The 18053-nt window shown below is 70.5% G+C and carries 8 protein-coding genes; 2 read left to right on the forward strand and 6 right to left on the reverse strand.

The annotated features are described in order from the left end of the window. Window positions 1–21: 21 nt before the first annotated feature. Window positions 22–1725: a phospho-sugar mutase gene (locus OU787_RS11695; RefSeq protein ID WP_268659290.1), complete on the forward strand. Its 1704-nt coding sequence runs from the start codon at window positions 22–24 to the stop codon at window positions 1723–1725. 647 nt (window positions 1726–2372) lie between these two features. Here the strand turns inward: OU787_RS11695 and OU787_RS11700 are convergent. From OU787_RS11700 to OU787_RS11710, 3 genes are all read right to left on the reverse strand, one after another. Further along, entirely contained in the window at window positions 2373–9101 is a 6729-nt protein-coding gene (locus OU787_RS11700; protein WP_268659291.1) for an RHS repeat-associated core domain-containing protein, read from the reverse strand. A 403-nt stretch (window positions 9102–9504) separates the two neighbouring features. Then, window positions 9505–13842, reverse strand: a complete 4338-nt coding sequence (locus tag OU787_RS11705; RefSeq protein ID WP_268659292.1) for a ricin-type beta-trefoil lectin domain protein — start codon at window positions 13840–13842, stop codon at window positions 9505–9507. Window positions 13843–14292: 450 nt separating this feature from the next. Then, window positions 14293–14622: an ArsR/SmtB family transcription factor gene (locus OU787_RS11710; RefSeq protein WP_268659293.1), complete on the reverse strand. Its 330-nt coding sequence runs from the start codon at window positions 14620–14622 to the stop codon at window positions 14293–14295. A 113-nt stretch (window positions 14623–14735) separates the two neighbouring features. Between OU787_RS11710 and OU787_RS11715 the strand changes: the two genes are divergently transcribed. Continuing rightward, window positions 14736–15725, forward strand: a complete 990-nt coding sequence (locus OU787_RS11715) for a quinone oxidoreductase family protein (RefSeq protein ID WP_268659294.1) — start codon at window positions 14736–14738, stop codon at window positions 15723–15725. A 27-nt stretch (window positions 15726–15752) separates the two neighbouring features. On the opposite strand, the gene OU787_RS11720 is transcribed toward OU787_RS11715, so the two are convergent. The 3 genes from OU787_RS11720 to OU787_RS11730 form a co-directional block, all read right to left on the reverse strand. Continuing rightward, the gene (locus OU787_RS11720) at window positions 15753–16418 is read right to left on the reverse strand and encodes a PH domain-containing protein (protein ID WP_030457279.1); all 666 of its coding nucleotides are present in this window, start codon (window positions 16416–16418) and stop codon (window positions 15753–15755) included. An 89-nt stretch (window positions 16419–16507) separates the two neighbouring features. After that, window positions 16508–17251 carry an ABC transporter permease gene (locus OU787_RS11725; RefSeq protein ID WP_268659295.1) on the reverse strand — a complete coding sequence of 248 codons (744 nt, stop codon included), beginning with the start codon at window positions 17249–17251 and terminating at the stop codon, window positions 16508–16510. Further along, the gene (locus OU787_RS11730) at window positions 17248–17997 is read right to left on the reverse strand and encodes an ABC transporter ATP-binding protein (RefSeq protein ID WP_268659296.1); all 750 of its coding nucleotides are present in this window, start codon (window positions 17995–17997) and stop codon (window positions 17248–17250) included. The genes OU787_RS11725 and OU787_RS11730 overlap by 4 nt, the downstream gene beginning before the upstream one ends. Window positions 17998–18053 lie beyond the last annotated feature (56 nt).

Below are 18053 nucleotides of genomic sequence, written 5' to 3' on the forward strand. Positions count from 1 at the left end.
CACACACAGGGAGCGGGCCGCATGCCGAAGGCACCCACCACCGACCTCCTCGACCGGGCCCGCGCCTGGCTGGCCGAGGACCCCGACCCGCAGACCCGCGCCGAGCTGACCGCGCTGCTGGCCGCCGCCGAGGGGCCGGAGGCCGAGGCCGAGGAGCGGATCGCCTGGTCCCGGCTGGCCGAGCGCTTCGCCGGGCGGCTGCAGTTCGGCACCGCCGGGCTGCGCAGCGAGCTGGGGGCCGGGCCGATGCGGATGAACCGCGCCGTGGTGATCCGGGCCGCCGCCGGCCTGGCCGCGTACGTGCGGAAGAACCCGGCGCTCGGCGACCTGGTGGTGATCGGCTACGACGCCCGCCACAAGTCGTACGACTTCGCCCTCGACACCGCCGCCGTGGTGGTGGGCGCCGGGCTGCGCGCCGCACTGCTGCCCCGCGCGCTGCCCACGCCCGTGCTGGCGTACGCGATCCGGCACCTGGGCGCGGCGGCCGGCGTGGTGGTCACCGCCAGCCACAACCCGCCGCAGGACAACGGCTACAAGGTGTACCTGGGCGACGGTTCGCAGATCGTGCCGCCCGCGGACGCCGACATCGCCGCCGAGATCGACGCGCTGGGCGCGCTGGCCGACGTCCCGCGCGCCGAGTCCGGCTGGGAGGTGCTGGGCGACGACGTCCTCGCCGCCTACCTGGCCCGCGCCGCCGCCGTCCTCGACCCGGCCGGCCCGCGCGACCTGGCCACCGTCTACACCCCGCTGCACGGCGTCGGCCGCGACGTGCTGCTGGCCGCGTTCGCCGCGGCCGGGTTCCCGGCGCCGACCGTGGTCGCCGAACAGGCCGAGCCCGACCCGGACTTCCCCACCGTCGCGTTCCCCAATCCGGAGGAGCCCGGCGCGATGGACCTCGCCTTCGCCGCCGCCCGCGAAGCCCGCCCCGACCTGGTCATCGCCAACGACCCGGACGCCGACCGCTGCGCCGTCGCCGTCCCCGACCCCGCCGCCGACGGCGGCTGGCGGATGCTCCGCGGCGACGAGGTCGGCGCCCTGCTCGGCGCGGCCCTGGCCGCCAAGACCTCCGACGGCGTCTTCGCCACCACCATCGTCTCCTCCACCCTGCTCGGCAGGATCGCCGCCGCGGCCGGCCTGGGCTACGCCGAGACGCTCACCGGCTTCAAGTGGATCTCCCGCACCGAGGACATCCGCTACGGCTACGAGGAGGCCCTCGGCTACTGCGTCGACCCGGACGGCGTCCGCGACAAGGACGGCATCACCGCCGCCCTCCAGATCGCCGAACTCGCCGCCGGCCTCAAGCGCGACGGCCGCACCCTCACCGACCTCCTGGACGACCTGGCCCTCGCCCACGGCCTGCACGCCACCGACCAGCTCTCGGTCCGGGTCGACGACCTCTCCGTCATCTCCGACGCGATGGCAGCCCTCCGCGACAAGCCCCCGGTCGAACTCGCCGGCCTCACCGTCACCCGCGCCGACGACCTGACCGCCGGCACCCCGGAGCTCCCCCCGACCGACGGCCTCCGGTACTTCCTCACCGGCCCGGCCGTCAGCTCCGCCCGCGTCGTCGTCCGCCCCTCCGGCACCGAGCCCAAGCTCAAGTGCTACCTGGAGGCCGTCCTCCCGGTCGCCTCCCGCGCCGACCTGCCCGCCGTCCGCTCCACCGCCCAGGACCTGCTGGACGCCCTCAAGCAGAACTTCGCCACGGCGGCGGGCCTGGCCTGAATCACTTCCATGCACCCCGGGTGACGCGATAAATATATCCCCCTCAGGTAAAATTCACCCCCTCGCACCAAATGGCACTACATGGAAAATTTGCCAAAATCCAATCGGTGGTTGGACATAAAATTGTTGGCCGATGCGGCAATGAAACCCTCCACATCGGCCAACAAAGGAATCCATCTGACTATTTAACCCCACATCGCGACAGGGATGAGGTGCTGGAAATTGCGAGCCTCAATCGCTAGCTCTCGATCTTCACAACTGAGCACCTAACCCCAACCTCCTCCAGGGCTCCGGAGATAAACTCAGCCTCGATGAAAGTTCGCTCGACGCCTCGACCTGAAAGCTCCTTAAGGAGACTTACCGACTCGCCTATAGAGAGCCCGGACAGGCGGCGGATGGTCTTTAGGGCGAGAGGTTTATCCGCTACGGACGTCACGCTCATGCGAACCATCCCCCATTTGGCGATGATGGCTTCTCGAACAAGGTTTGGAGCGGCACCGACCCCACCATCATCACTGATAAGACCACAGGCTTCACATTCCCACTCCGAGTTCCACCTGAGCTCTCCCCTATTTACAGACTGGCTGTGCCAGCCAGTCACTTCAGACGCGCAATTGGTGCACTTCAAATAAAAATTAGCACCTTGCTCACTCACTCCAGCCCCTCATCTTCATATACCTATCGACAACTTCATAGAAGCGGTCAGAAGTTCCAGAACCATCCCTAGGATGATGCCCAGTCATACCCCGAGCATACCATCTATGATGCAACTCCTCGTGAACAATAGTGTTCCTCAAATCATTTCTACTGGAGAATCTTTTCCTTCCGATCTGCGTCCCCACCCCCTTCTTTGCCATGCCCGTATTAACGGTCGGGCTATACTTGGGAATATGAGTTAGCTTTAGATCCTTGAAGTCTTCGGATATCACAACCTCAAGCGCCTTTGATCGCGACCTGGAAGACTTCCCAGTGGCACTCTCAATTGCAGAGTCTTCCGCCCATGAATTACCCTTACTGCCACCTGCATATTCAACTTCCCCTTCGGGGGATTCTGCCTTTTTTGGTGCATCTGCCTTGGCGGCCTGAGCCTCGGAATCGGCAATTTCCTTTTCGGCTTTTCGGGCAGAAGAGAGGACTTCTTCAGCTTCCTTCGCCACACGTTCCGCGCTGCGGATGGCGTCGTAGGCCTTCTCGCCCTCGCGCCACAGCTTGAACGCCTTGATGCCGACCTTGACGGCCTTGAAGACCTTGCTCCAGGGAACGAAGTTCAGGGCGGTGTTGATGCAGCCCATCACGTCGCCCTTGGTGAAGCAGTCGCGGGCGTCGTTGAAGCCGATCAGGTCGCCGACCACGTCGACGATCTTCTTGACCAGTTCCTCGCGGGCCTGCTTCGCCTTGGCAAGCGCCGCATCGGCGGCCTGCTTCTGGCGCACGGCCTCGTTGGAGGCGTTCTTCGCTTCCTTGGAGGCGGGACTGGTGCTGGTGGAGCTGTTTCCGCTGCTGCCGCTGCCCTGGTCGAGCCCGGTCTTCCCGGCCGCGAAGGCGTCCCAGCCGGCGGCCGACATGCAGCGGCCGGTGTCGTCGGGGATGCAGGTGCCGGACGGGTCGGCGTGGTCGACGGGGTTGTTGTTGGCGTAGGCGTAGCCGTTCCACGACTGCGGGTCCGAGCCGTTGAAGACCGGGTCGACGGACAGGAAGCGTCCGGTGGCCGGGTCGTACTGGCGGGCGCCGAGGTTGGTGAATCCGGTGCCTTCGATGGTGCCGCCGACGAAGCCCTTGTCGCCGGCCCAGACGCCGTTGCCGGGCTGGGTGCCGCGGGCGTTGCCGAAGGGGTCGGTGGGGCGCCGGGTGACGCCCAGGTTGGCGGCGTCCAGCTGGACGCCGGCGGTGCCGTGCGGGTCGGACGCCTGGTAGTAGAGCGCCGTGGCGCCGGCGTCGTCGGCGGTGCGGGTGATGGTCAGGCCGCCGGGCGCGCCGTAGTAGCGGGTGGCGGTGGTCTTGCCGGTGACGGTGTCGAGGGTGAGCTCGTCCGTGCCCAGGTTGATGGTGGTCTTGCTGCCCACGCGCCGGATCAGCTGGCTGCCGTCCGCGTTGTAGACGTAGCTGGTGTCGTTGGCGGGTGCCGCCGTGTCATGGACCTTGGCGAGCTTGCCCTGGTTGTTCCAGGTCAGCGTCTTGGTGCCGCTGGTGCTGGTGAGGGACGTGGTGTTGCCGGTGGCGTCGTAGGTCGACGTGGTGACCTTGCTGGTGCCGTTCGAGCTGGTCTTGGAGGTGAGCAGCGCGTGCGGTCCGCCGGTGCCGCCGCCCGTGGCCGGGTCGGTGGTGGCGGTGTTCGGGCCGGCGGCGAAGGTCTGGTCGGTCTGCTTGTCGTTGACGACCGCGCCGGTGGTGTCGTGCTGGACCAGCTTGGTGCGGTTGCCGGTCAGGTCGTAGGAGTAGGACTGCCAGTACGGGGCCGGGCCGCCGATCCGGGCGGACGCGGTGGCCGCCGTCGGCTCGGTGGCGTTGGTGCAGCCGCCGATGCCCTGCACCGAGGGCGCGGGGGCGGTGGTGGTGGTGCCCTTGTCGGTCCAGGCCGCGGAGAGCCGGCCGAGGTAGTCGTAGGTGAAGCACTGCAGGTCGGTGGCAGTGCCGTCCCGGACGGTCTTCGCCGAGGTCATCGAACCCACCTTGTTGTAGGTGTAGTTCGTGAAGTCGACGTGGGTGGTGGCCGCGGTCTGCTTGTCCAGGGTGGACTGTACGACGTTGCCGGTGCCCGGGTCGTACTGCTGGGTGGAGACGACCTGCTTGCCGGACGCGCCCACCGTGGTGCGGGTGGGACGGCCGAACGCGTCGTACTGCATGTCCTGGACGTAGTAGTCCAGGCCGCTGGAGGTCTGGAAGTTGCCGTCGACGTCGTAGGAGTTGCCGACGGTCTCTTCCGCCAGACCGCCGACCGCGGGCAGCGTGGTGCTCCTGGCCAGCCCGAGGACCAACGAGTAGCTGTTCGACCAGGTGTAGGTCTTGGCCAGCTTCTCTTCCTTGGTGACCGACGGGATCGTCACGGACGTCCCGGTCGGCCGGTAGCCGATGTCGTAGCCGCTGACCGTGTTGACGTAGGCGACCCTGCCGGTGCCGTTGGGGGCGTCGGCGTAGGTGGTCGTGCTGGTGGGCTTGCCCAGGGCCAGGGAGTCGTAGGTGGTCTCCGCGAGCTTCTTGCTCGCGTCGGTGGTGCTGGTCCCGTCGTACGAGGCGACCGGACGGCCCAGCAGGTCGTACGTGGTGCTGGTCGACTTGCCGCGCGCGTCGGTGGTGGTGACGGGGTGTCCGGCCTTGTCGTAGGCCGTGGTCGACGTGCCGGTGTCCGGGTCGGTCGAGCTAGTCTGCTGGCCGAGCAGGTCGTAGCTGTAGGTCCACCGGTGCGCCGGGGTGCTGCTGTCCTGGACCCAGGTCGGCTTGCCCGCGACGTCGTACCCGTACGTGGTCGTGTCGTACGCCCCGGTCGGGGTGCCGGCCTTGTACTGCCGGACCTCGACGGCCGCGCCGGTGGCGTCGGTGATCGTCGTGGTCGCGTAACCGCCGGGCGGCGGGGTCGCGTCGGTGCGCTCGGCGCCCGGGTAGGAGGCCGTGCTGCGCCACTGCTCCTGGCCGTAGGAGATGAACTTGCTGGCGGTGATGCGGCCGAGGCCGTCGTACTCGTTCCAGGTCTGGGTCGGGACCTGCGAGTCCTGCGGCAGGAAGACGGTGGCGACCGGGCCGGAGTCGGCGTTGTAGTAGGACGGGGTGGACTTGACCTGCCAGCCGTGCGAGTCGTAGAACGCCTCGGAGATCAGGCGGCCGACCTGGCCCTGCACCGGTATCGACTGGGACTGCCGGACGCGGCCGAGGCCGTCGTAGATCTGCAGGCTCTTGGCGTAGGTGCGGTCCTCGCGGATGCTCTCGCTGGTGACGACCGACGGGGACGCCGAGCCGTTCAGCGCGTAGGTGAACTTCCGGTTGGGCGCGGTCTTCCGGGCGTCCGTGCTGGACGGGTCGCGGCCGGGCAGCCAGACCGCGGTGAGGCGGCCGAGGGCGTCGTAGGTCTCCAGCGTGGTGCGGCCGTTCTCGTCGGTCGCCTTGGTGGGCAGGCCGCGAGCGGGGTCGACGACGGTGGTGGACTTCCAGCCGAGCGGGTTGGTGACGTCCACCTGGGACGGCAGTTCACCGGTGGCGGGGGTGTACGCCGTGGTGGTGGTCGCGCCGTTGGGGTGGGCGGTGTCGGTGCGGTTGGGATCGGTGGTGGCGGTCTGGCGGCCGTAGGCGTCGTACTGCGCCTTGGCCGTCACCCGGTAGTTGGGGGTGTTGTTGGCCCCGTACGACTCCAGGACGCGGGTCTCGGTCTGGTCGGCATTGTCGCCGATGGTGCCGAGGGCCTGGCCGTCGTAGACGGTCAGCGCGTCGGAGATGGTGTTGATCTGGTTGGGCGTCTGGTCGCAGCCGCCGGCCAGGGTGAGGATGCGGGAGGGCATCTCTACCAGGGCGGGGTTGCTGCCGGAGGCGTACGTCACCGAGGTGCACTGGCGCTGCGGGTAGCCGCTGAGCGTGGTGTCGCCGAGGACGTCCGTGGTCAGGACGCGTCCGGCGTGGTCCTCGTCGTAGGTGGCCTTGCGCTCGGTGGTGCGCCACTTGCCGTCGGAGAGCAGCGAGCGGTTCTTGACGCTGGCGGTGTTGACGTACCGGGCGGTCACCTTGGGCAGGGTGCCGGGCTGGGTGTGGGTCGCGGTGATCTTGGAAAGCCACGGGGTGGTGAGCTCGCCGCCGACGACCTTGGCGCCCGCCGCGTCCGACTCGTAGTTCTGGGTCTCCCGGACGAATCCGGCCAGTTCCTCCACGTCGGTGATCGACTCGCCCCAGCTGTCGGTGACCTGTCCGCCCATGCCGCGCAGGTAGGTGCTGACCGACTTGGTGCGGGGGCCGTCCGAGCCGGAGCCCGTCGTGGTGGTGACGGTCTGGTAGCCGCGGAAGTTGTCGTAGGTGCGGGTGTCGTCGTCCGCGAACTCGGAGTCGTTGCGGTGCCAGGCCGCGCCGCCGCCGTAGGAGTACTGGGTCTCCTTGGCCACGGTGGAGCTGGTGACCAGCGAGGACTCGACGATCGAGGAGACCAGGTACTTGTGGAACCAGTCGTCGATCGGCTTGGTGCCGGCCTGCGAGCCCGGGGGGACCCACTTCACCGGCATGCACGCCATGGTGTTCGCGGCCTCGGAGGCCGGCATGGTGTTGTTGGTGCGGGAGCACTCGGTGGGCTTGTAGTTGACGGTGATCCTGCCACCGGTCTCGGTGGTGATCTCCTTCATCCGGGGGCGGTTGAACTGCGAGACCGCCGGGACGAGGCCGTCGACCCGGTTGGCCATCTGCGCGGCCGTGAAGGACACGGCGGGCAGCGTGGTGTCGGCCTGGCCGTTCTTGCCGGTGCGCTGGATCGAGCTCAGCCACAGGGTGGGCGCGTTGCCGTCACCGGGGTCGGAGAAGACCTGGTTGAGCGCCCAGGAGTCCACCACGCGGGCGGCGCCGCCGACGTACACGGTGGTCTGGATCTTGGTCAGCCGCTTGGAGGTCCAGAACGACGGGCCGTAGTTGGTGCAGGTGCCGGACGAGGTGCAGGCCTGGTCGAGCGGGGTGTCCGGCCAGGAGGACTGGTTGGCCACCACGCGCTGGGCGGCGGTGCAGGTGATCGAGCCGGAGGCGAAGCAGCGCTCCGCCGTGGTGAAGTCGATCTTCGAGGCGGGGTTGCCGGCGCCCTTGGAGGCGATCTGATCGGACAGCCGCAGGCCGTACTGGATCGAGGTGACGTCGGAGTACCGGTCGTACGCGGTGCGGGTGCCGGTGCCGTTGTTCTGGCCGCCGCCGCGGGCGTAGTAGTTGGACTCCTTGGCGTACTGGTACTTGATCAGGTTGCCGTGCAGGTCGACGATGTAGTCGAGGTTCCACTGCCAGCCCATCTGGCACCAGGAGGCCAGACCGGTCGAGGAGTTGTAGCAGGGGTCGCCGGCGTGCGGGTGGTAGACCGGCACGGTGTTGACCGAGTTGCTGGCCGCGTCCGTGCCGTCACCGCCGGGCAGGTGGTTGGCGCCGAAGTAGTACTGGGTGCCGTCGGTGGTGGTGACCTTGAAGCCCTCGCCGTTCCAGGCACCGTTGTTGAGGCCGGTCAGCGGGGTGATCAGGGTGCCGTCGTCGCCCTGCAGGCGCAGCACGCCGGTGGTGTCGTCCTTGACCACGACGCCGGAGTGGCCGGCCAGGTTGAGCTGGAGCGACTGCCCGGCCCAGCACTCGTCGCCCGACATGTCGATGCCGGCCTTGGCGCAGGGCTTGTAGGAGCGGGAGATCGATCCGGCCGAGTAGTCCCAGCCGTCACCGACCCAGCCCGACTGCGAGTTGGTGGCCGCGGTGCGGCCGTCCACCGACGAGGAGTCGTAGCCCAGCACCACGCTGGGGGCGGACCCGCCGACCGCGGTCGGCATGTCGAAGGTGTACGAGTAGGTGAAGTTACCGACGTTGGAGCCCGCGCTCCAGGCAGCGGACGGGGCGATCGGCGTCGCCGCGAAGGAGCCCGAGGAGCCGGACGAGGTGGCCTGCGCGGCCAGCACCATCGCACCCGAGGACGCGGTGGCGGTCTGTTGGACGAATCCGGCCTGCACGACGGTGCCGGTCGAGCCGCTGTCGAGCGCCGCACGGGTGGCGATGCCCGCGGCGGGTGCCTCGGGCAGTTGCACGTCGGCGGTCAGCAGACCGGAGACCGGGTCGACGGTGGACGGCACCGGGGTGCTGGTGCGGCACTCGGCGGCGTTCGGCGTGGTGAGCGCGCACTCGGGCAGCAGCACCAGTCGGGCCCGGTCGGACCACATCGCGTTGCCGGTCAGCGCCTTGACGTCCAGGGCGACCTGGAACTTGTGGCCGCCCTTGGCCGCGCCGCCGGCCCCTTCGAGCCGGACCACCGGGCCGGTCGAGCCGGCCGCCTTGGCCTTGCCCTCCTCCAGCAGGTCGACCTTGACCGAGGGCGTGCCGTCGGCCTTGTCCTTGGCGGTGCCCAGGTCGGTCAGGAACACCGGCAGGTCGCCGGCCTTGACCTTGGCCTTGCCGCCGGCCGCCGGGGCGGCCCCGCCGCCCAGCCGGCGCGCCGCTTCCTGCTCCGCCGACACGTCGGTGACCTGGACGGTCGCGGTGCCGGCCTTCGCCGCGGTCGCGGCGGACTGCTTCCACTGCCGCGGGACGCCGCCGGTGGCGGTGGTCCCGGTGGCGCCGTCGGAGCGTCCGGCCACCGAGTCCGCCTCTTGCAGCGGCGTGGTGGGCGGTACCCAGACCTTCGGCGGTTTCTCGGCGAACGCCGGTGGCGCGCCGAGCAGTGACCCGGTCACGGCCATGAGCGTCAGCAACCCCAGCGCCCTGGACCGGCCTCTCAGCCGGTGGCGCGGGGTGCGTTCACGCTGTGCCCCCATATGAATCTCCCCAGATGATGTGGGACCACGCACAAAAGACGCCCCGTCAGGAAACAGGACGCCACAGGAACATGCGCGATGGTCGACTCTGAAACTAGAGATTCACGGACCGTCAACACCAGCCCTCAACAGGCAACTTGACCATTCCGTTATAGAAATGACCAATCGGACGGGAACTTTTCCGGAGCACCCCGGAAAGCCTTTCGAAAGGTGCGCCTGAAACCGCCTCGGCGGAATTCCGTCGGAGAATTCCGTGCGGATTTCCGGGGCGGTGGGCCCGGCCGGGGGCGCTGGTGGCGCCCCCGGCCGGCCTGGTCCGGCGGGTCGGTCAGGCGGCCGCCCCCGTGCCCCAGCGCTGCGGGTAGGTCTGGTTGCAGTCCCAGATCTGCAGCTGCGTCCCGTTGGCGAGGTTGCCGTTCGGGATGTCCAGGCAGCGGCCGGACATCGGGTTGTAGAGCGAACCGTCTGCTCGGTAGAGCCACTGCTGGGCGGGGTTGCCGTCGCAGGTCCACAGCTGGATCTTGGTGCCGTTGCCGGTGGCGGCACCGGTCACGTCGACGCAGCGGCTGAGCACCTTGATGGTGCCGTTCGGCTGCACGGTGGCCTGCTGGGCGGCGCTGGGGTTGCAGTCCCAGATCTGGATCGCGGTGCCGTTGGCGTCCACACTGCCGTTGGCGTTCAGGCACTTGTTGGCGCCGACCCCGGTCGGCAGGTTGGCCATGATCCGGCTGGTGGTGCTGCTCGGGTCGGTCGGGACGTCGTACACCTCGACGTCGCTGACGCTGCCGTTGAACGCGGAGGCGAACGCGCCCGCGTCCTGGTAGCTGCCGATCACCAGTGGCGCGCTGTAGCCGAACTTGCCGGCGTGGTAAGCGCTGCCGGCGAGCACGCCGTTGACGTACAGCGACATGCCACCGGTGGTGGCGTTGTAGCTGGCGGTCAGGCGGTCCCAGCGGTCCGCCTTGTAGGCGGCGGCACTGGTGCTGGCCTCCGAGGTCTGGTGGTAGTTCCAGCCGGAGTTGTCACTGGTCGCCATGCCGAAGTGCCAGGTGCCGTCCTTGTCGGGCCAGAGGATGAACCCGCTGGAGACGGAGCCCGTGGTGGACAGGACCGGACCGCCCACGGCGGCGGGCTTGGCCCAGACGCTGACGGTGAAGGACTTCGTGGTGTCGATCTTGATCCGGTCGGTCTGGCCCGTCCCGTAGGCGATCTTCGAGTTGGCGCCGGTGGTTCCGTCGAAGCGCGCGACGGTGGTGCTCCTGCCGTTCACCGTGTCGGTCGGGAAGGTGACCGCGCTGCCGACCGTCATCGGCTTCCTGCCGTAGACGTCGGTGACGACGGAGCCGCCGGGGTTGGAGAGCTTGATCCGGTCGACCGTGCGACGGCTGTCGCCCTGGTCGTACGGGGTGCCGGCGAAGCCGGTCACCGCGGTGGAGCCGGCGGTGGCGGTGCCGGGCCACACCTTGAGGCGGTTGGCGGTGTCGAGCGCCCAGAGGTCGGGCAGGCCGTCCTTGGTGGCGTCGCCGCTGGAGCCGAGCTGCGGGTAGGCGGCGACGGTGAACTTCTGGGTGCCGAGCGTCCGGGCCTTGCTGGTCGGGTCGACCAGGTTGCCGAAGTCCAGGCGGCCGTTGGCGTCGAGCTTGATGTCGTAGGCCCGGACGGTGCCGTCGGTCCTGTCCCGGGTCCACAGGGTGGGCTGGGCGGTGCCGGAGGCGTTGCCGGGGTCGATCAGCTCGTAGTTGTCCCATTTGGCGTCCGAGACCTTGACCACCGGTGCCGCCACGTCGTTGGTGGAGAGGGTGCGGTAGAGCCAGAGGTTGCCGTTCTCCACGGTGAGCAGGGCGGTCTGGTCCTGGGGGATCTTCGTTTCGTTGGCACTGGCGGGGGCGCTGGTGCGGCCGAGCGCGACCACCTGGGTCAGCTTGCTCCAGTCGTAGGTCCAGCCGGTGGGTTCCGTCTCGGAGACGGTGCCGTTCGCGCCGACGAACTTGGGGTAGTCCGGCTTGGCGAGGAGCACCGGCGCCTTGAAGGTGCCGTCCCCGTTGTTCTGGTACAGGTACAGGTTGCTCGCGAGCGAGGTGCCGCCGGAGACCGCGTTGGTCCACGCGATGGTGTCGTCCACCGGGGTGGGCGACTGGCGCAGGGCGCCGAGGTGGGTGGTGCGGACGGTCAGGTTGGCGGCCGGGTTGCTCTTCCAGGAGGTGCCGCCGGGGGCGAGGCCGACCGGGGCGCCCTGGATGGCGGTCATGTCGCTGTCCAGGCCGACCACCCGCAGGTTGCCGAGGTCGTCCGGGAGCAGGACGTCGCCGCGGCCGTCGCCGTCGAGGTCACCGGGAGCGCCGGCGGCGGTGCTGGCGTCCCAGGGGGCGTAGAAGGTGTACGGCATCGGCTGGCTGTAGTTGCCCGCCACGTCCATGGCCTGCACGTACAGGGTGTTGGTGCCCCAACGGGGCGGCTTGAAGGCGATGGTGCCGGTGATCCGGGTGGGGTCGTTGGGGTCGACGCTCTTCACCACGCCGTCCTTGTTGGGCGTGCCCGTGGCGTTGCAGGACCAGCCGGTGACCGCGGTCGGGTCGGTGCTCCAGCGGATACAGGCCGGGCCCGAGGCGTTCAGGCCGGCCCCGGGGGCCGGGTCCTGGGCGCTGAGGACGAAGGTGCCGCTCTCGCCGGCCTTCTTCTTCGGGGCGGCACCGATGGTGCCGCTGGCCGGGAAGTCGTCGGAGCTGATGCTCACCTGCGGCGGGGTCTTGTCCACGCGGAAGTAGCACCAGGGAGTGTTGCCCGAGGTCAGCTGGGTGTCGGTGACGTTCGCCGTCCAGCCGTACTGGTGACCGTCCGTCAGGCGGTCGACCGGGACTGTGGCGTCGCCGTAGCTACCGGCTCCGCTGCTGCTGGGCGTGGCGCGCCACCCGCTGTTGTTGTCGTCCCAGATGTTGAAGTTGACCGTGGTGCCGGCGCCGATCGGCGACCAGGCGCTGGCGTTCAGGTAGATGTACTGGTTGGCGCCGACCCAGCCGGGCTTGTACCAGGCGTCGCCGCCGGGGGTCTGGCAGTCGTTGACCTGCGTCCCCATGGTGGGGTCGTTGGTGTAGCCGGGCGTCGGGGTGGTGCGGGGCCACCAGATGGTGGGCGTGATGTCGTAGTACGTGGTGATGTGCGCGTTGGAGCCCAGGTGGTGGCGCAGCAGCTTGTCGGTCTCGTTCTCGGCCGAGATGCCGATCGTCCAGTTCGGGGTCTTGTCGTTGACGATCTTCTGCATCCACCAGGTGACGTCCCAGCTGATGGTGCCGGTGCCGGTGCCGGTGACGTCGGCGTTGGCGGCCCAGGTGCAGCCGGTCATCTTGCCGTTGGTGCCGCAGGGCTGGTTGTTCCAGGTGGTGGTGCCCTGGAAGGCCGGAGCGCTGTAGACGTTCAGCGTCGACTTGGTGCCCGGGGACGAGGCGTCGACCACGTTGGTGGACAGGGTGGCCCGGGTGACGGTCGCGGCGCCGTGGCCGCCGCCCTCGAACAGGCCGTCGGGGCTGGGGATCTGGTAGTACGCGCGGTAGCGGCCGTAGCCGCTGCAGTCCGAGTAGCCGCAGTAGCCGACGCCCAGCGCGCTGAGCGTGTTGACGTTGGCGGTGTCGGGGTGGTTCTCCTGGACCTGCGCGTTGACCGTGGCGCCCTTGTCGACGCTGGTCTCGGGGTCGAGGTACCAGGGGCCGGTCCCCCGGCCGAAGGTGGCCGGGTCCGGAGTGAGCACCAACTCGGTGTCGCGGGCGGCGATCCCGATGGCGGAGACCGCGGCGCCGGAGCCGGGCCGCTCGGCGGTCGAGGTCCCGGCCGCGGCCTCCACCTCGGTGGAGGCGGGCGCGGCGAACAGCGACTTGGCCTGGACACCGGCCGACTTCAGCAGCGGAGCCGGGGCGGGAGCGGCGGTGGAGTCCCACTGGAACGGGGTCGGCGCGTGGAAGCGCACCTTGCCCGCGGCGTCCTTGAACGAGACGTTGCCCGCGGCGTCCGCACCGACCTTCAGGCCGCTGGTGCTCAGCGGGAAGCGCAGGCTCTTCAGCCGCGGGTCGGCGGCGGCCTGCGTGGTCCGGACCACGATCACGTCCCGCCAGCCGCCGTCCGGACGGGCCGTCACCTGGAGGTCCACGTCGGGCAGCACGGAGGCGTAGGTGGCGGTCGCCCCGTCCAAGGTGGGCTTCGGCAGCGGGAACGGCGCGGTGATCGACATCGAGGTGCCGTCGGCGGCGGTGATCTTCGCCAGCGGGCCGCTGCCGCCGCCGGAGAGCACCAGGTCCGTGCCGGTCAGTGCCGGGGTGACGGTGCCGTCCGGGTTGCCGTGCAGGGTCGCGTCGAGGTCCTGCCAGGTGCCGTTGCGCTTGGTGCGGACGTCCTGGGCGTTGGCCTCCGAGTACAGCGTCCGCCCGTCGGTGTCGGCGAAGACCTCGGTGGTCTCGTTCGTCATCGCGTCGATCCGAACCGGCTTGCCGGTCTCCTCGGCCCGCTGGAGGGCCGAGCGGATCGCCCCGGCCTGCTCGCTCTCGGCCTGCGGCTGCGCGCCGTCCGCGCCCGCGGTGGACACCGGCCCGGGCGTCGGGTCGACGGCCCAGGCGGCCGGGGAGGAGATCGCGGTGAGCACGAGCGCCGTGGCCGCGGCCACCGTCGCGCGGCCGAGCACGCCCCTCCGGTCGGGCCGGGCGCACCATCGACGGTGTCTCGGTGAGGTCGTATCGGACATGGCGCGCGCGGTCTCCCTCCGAACTGCCTGCCCCCGATGAGCAGGCATTCGAACGGGAACAATGCAGCCTCCGTGAAGAACGGGTCAAGCCCGGGCAGCAAGATGCCCAATATTGCCCTGAATATTCATCAATGAATCACCAAGAGCCGCCCGGTCAATCGACTTCCACCGAGCAAAGTACCGCTCCTACCTGCAGTGATGATGAATTCGTTGGCAGACAAAGGGTGTTCGGGAAATCGACCTGCCCGGAGAGAATGAGACATGCCGTCAGGTCCTGACGCAGCATCAAGCACGGCCCATTGCAACGGTTTTAACATTCCTGAGTGAGCATCAGAAGGCGGTCGACACCGATGCGTCGACCACCGGACATGTCACACTTCGCCCCACTCACTACCCGTTCGCGTACGCGGCGGTCACGACGGCCAGCAGGCCCGGGAAGCGCTGCTCCAGGTCGGCGGCGCGCAGGGTGGTCAGGCGGCGGTTGGCCTCCTCGCGGTGGCGGATCAGGCCGGCCTCGCGCAGGACCTTGAAGTGGTGGCTGAGGGTGGAGGGCGCGACGCCCACCGGGAAGGTGCCGCAGGCGCGTTCGGGCTCCCGGCCGAGGGTCAGCACGATGGTCATCCGGGTCGGGTCGGAGAGCGCGTGCAGCACGTCCAGCAGGTCGATGTCGGCGGTGTCGGGGTAGTGGGGCGCCTCGCGGCGGCGGCTGGCTCGGGGCACGGGGGCACCTCTCCCTGCGATGTTCGACAGATCTCGAAATGGCGTGGTACTAATTTCGACGTTCGTAGAACATCGTAACTGCGACCGATCCGGACCGATCCAGGGGGACCACCATGCGCGCACTCGTCATGACCGAAGCCGGCGGCGCCGAGCACAGCCACGTCCTCGACCTCGAACCGCCGCGGCCCGGCCCCGGCCAGGTCGCCGTCGAGGTCGCCTACGCCGGGCTCAACTTCGTCGACGTGATGGCCCGCCGCGGCGACGGCGGCTACACCGCCGACTGGCCGCACCACCCCGGCAAGGAGGTCGCCGGCACCGTCCTGGCCCTCGGCGAGGGCGTCACCCACCTCGCCGTCGGCACCCGGGTGGTCGCCGCCACCCGCGGCGGCGGTCTCGCCGAGGTCGCGGTCGCCGACGCGGAGCTGACCGTCCCGGTCCCGGACGGCGTCCCGCTGGAGGTCGCCGCCACCACGCCGCTCGGCCTGGCCACCGCGCTGCTGCTGCTCACCGACGCCGGGCGGTTCGCCCCCGGCGAGAGCGTGCTGGTCCACTCGGCGAGCGGCGGGATCGGCACCGCCGTCGCCCGCCTGCTGCCCCACCTCGGCGGCGGCCGCCTGCTCGGCACCGTCGGCCGTCCGGAGAAGGCCGGGGCCGCCCGCCGCCACGGCTACCACGCCGTGCACGCCCGGGGCGGCGACGACCTGGCCGCCGAGCTGCGCGCGGCCAACGGCGGCCGCGGCGTCGACCTGGTCCTCGACCCGCTGGGCACCACCGCGCTCGACCTCGACCTCGACCTGCTCGCCCCGGGCGGCCGGATCGTCCTGTTCGGCAACGCGAGCGGGGCCGAACCCGCGCCGCTGCCGCCGCTCCCCCGCCTGCTGGGGGCCAACGCCACCCTCACCGGCTTCAGCCACAACGGGCTGCTCACCCACGCCCCCGCGAAGGTGGCCGGCGCCGTCCGCCGCACCCTCGACCTGCTGGCGACCGGCTCGCTGGACACCCCGCTGACGGTGCTGCCCGGCCTGGCCGCCGTCCCCGCCGCGCACGACCTGCTGGCCGCCGGGCGGGCCGAGGGCAAGTACGTCGTCGCGCTGGACCGCTGAGCGGTCCGGCCCGGTCGACCCGGCCGGTCAGGTCGCCGCGATCACCGAGACCAGCGCGACCAGGCCCGCCAGGGTCGGGGCGATGATCCACCAGCACCAGGTGGCCTGCAGCTCACCGGCCGCGGCGGGCTTGTGGGCGTTGCGCTCGGCCTGCTCCTGGAGGGCGGTGACCACGGCGTCGGACCAGGCCCGGGTCGGGTCGAGCTGGTCCGGGCGGGGGGTCTTGCGGGCAGGCCGGGCCGGGAGGTTCGGGTCGCCCTCGGCCGCGGCCCGGGTGGCCCGGCGGGTGGCCTTCTTGCGCTGGCGGATCGAGACCGGGATCGCCCAGACCTGGAACTTGCGGCCGTCCGCGAAGAGCTCGACCGAGTACCCCGCCTTGAGCTGCTCGACCTTCCCCCAGGGCGCGACGATCGTGCGCAGCGGGTTGCGGACGACCAGCCGCCGGTCGTTGGCGCGCACCACGGGCCGCAGGGTGTAGGCGATCACCGGGAAGGCGAAGACGGGTGCGGCGGCGAGGGCGACCCACGGGGTGGCTCCGGTGCCGGACACGACGGCGTCGATGATCAGCCAGGCGGCGACGGCGAGCATCATGGCGCCCGCGATGACGCTGGGGACGGAGCGGTAGACGCGGTCGGCGTACACGGGCTCCTCGGCGGCGGAACCCTGGTGGGGTGTCCGGTCGGATTCGGTCATGCCGTCGATTCTGCCCCAGGCCCGCGGCCGTCCCCAATGGCGACCCGGGCACGGGACGGTCACGAATGACCGTCCCGCGGGCCGCCCGGTCAGGCGGTGCGGCGGCGCAGCGTGGCGGCGCCGAGGGCGAGCGCGAGCAGGGCGCTCCCGGCCACCACGGCGAGGTCGGCCAGGACCCGGCCGCCCACCCCGCCCTGCGCGGTGGTCCGGCCCATCGCGTCGACGGCGTACGAGAGCGGCAGGACGTCGGAGACCCAGCGCAGCACGGGGGCCATCTCGGCGCGGGGCACGAACAGCCCGCAGAGCAGCAGTTGGGGCAGCAGGACGGCGGGCAGGAACTGGACGGCCTGGAACTCGGTGGCGGCGAACGCCGAGACCAGCAGGCCCAGCGCCATCCCGAGCAGCCCGTCGGCGACCGCGACGGCGAACAGCATCCAGGTCGGCCCGGCCACGTCGAGGCCGAGCACGCCGATGGTCAGGGCGGAGGCGAGGGCGGCCTGGACCAGGGCGACGGCGCCGAAGGCGAGCGCGTAGCCGAGCAGCAGGTCGGGCTTGCCGAGCGGCATGGTGAGCAGGCGTTCCAGGGTGCCGCCGGTGCGTTCGCGGAGCATGGCGACCGAGGTGACCAGGAACATCACCAGCAGCGGGAAGACGCCGAGCAGTTCGGGGCCGAGCCGGTCGAAGGTGCGGGGCTGCCCGTCGTACACGTACTTGAGCAGGACGAGCAGCAGGCAGGGCACCAGCAGCAGCATCGCCACGGTGCGCGGGTCGTGCCGCAGTTGGGCCAGCACCCGGCGGGCGGTGGCGAGGGTGCGGCGGGTCGCGGCGTTCACCGGTGGGCCTCCTGTCCGGTCCGCACGAGGGTGAGGAAGGCGCTCTCGACGTCGGCCGCGCCGGTGGCGGCGAGCAGCGCGGCGGGGGTGTCGTGGGCGAGCAGGCGGCCCTCGCGCATCAGCAGCAGCCGGTCGCAGCGGGTGGCCTCGTCCATCACGTGGCTGGAGACCAGCAGGGTGGCGCCGTCGGCGGCGAGCTGCCGGAACAGTTCCCAGAGCTCCTTCCGCAGCACCGGGTCGAGGCCGACGGTGGGTTCGTCCAGGACCAGCAGTTCGGGGTGTCCGAGCAGGGCGGCGGCGAGCGAGACCCGGGCCCGCTGGCCGCCGGAGAGCCGGGCGACGGGGGTGCGGCGGTGGGCGTCCAGCCCGACCTGGCCGATCGCCCGGGCGGCGGCGCCGGGCGGGGCGCCGAGGACGGCGGCGAAGTAGTCGAGGTTCTCGCCGACGGTGAGGTCCCCGTAGACCGAGGGGGCCTGGGTGACGTACCCGACCCGGTCGCGCAGCGCGGCGTCCCCGGCGGGCCGGCCGAGCACGGTGACGCTCCCGGCGGCGGTCCGCTGCACGCCGACGACGCAGCGCAGCAGCGTGGTCTTGCCGCAACCGCTGGGGCCCAGCAGGCCGGTGACGCTGCCCCGGCCGACCTCCAGGTCCAGGCCGGGCAGCACGGTGGCCGGGCCCCGGCGGACGACCAGTCCGGCGATCCGGATCGCGGGGCCGTCGGCCGGCCCCGCCGAAGAATTCATCATGTGATGAGTTTCTCGCCGCGCCCCGGCCGCGTCAAGCGCCCGCACACCGGCTCCCC

The sequence above is a fragment of the Kitasatospora sp. YST-16 genome, assembly GCF_026802215.1.
Taxonomy (GTDB): domain Bacteria; phylum Actinomycetota; class Actinomycetes; order Streptomycetales; family Streptomycetaceae; genus Kitasatospora; species Kitasatospora cineracea.

What these genes read in the sequence shown, in the direction of transcription:
- OU787_RS11700 (WP_268659291.1), bottom strand. Translation starts at nt 9,101, where the DNA reads ATGGCCGTGACCGGGTCACTGCTCGGCGCGCCACCGGCGTTCGCCGAG.
- OU787_RS11695 (WP_268659290.1), top strand. Translation starts at nt 22, where the DNA reads ATGCCGAAGGCACCCACCACCGACCTCCTCGACCGGGCCCGCGCCTGG.
- OU787_RS11715 (WP_268659294.1), top strand. Translation starts at nt 14,736, where the DNA reads ATGCGCGCACTCGTCATGACCGAAGCCGGCGGCGCCGAGCACAGCCAC.
- OU787_RS11730 (WP_268659296.1), bottom strand. Translation starts at nt 17,997, where the DNA reads ATGATGAATTCTTCGGCGGGGCCGGCCGACGGCCCCGCGATCCGGATC.
- OU787_RS11720 (WP_030457279.1), bottom strand. Translation starts at nt 16,418, where the DNA reads ATGACCGAATCCGACCGGACACCCCACCAGGGTTCCGCCGCCGAGGAG.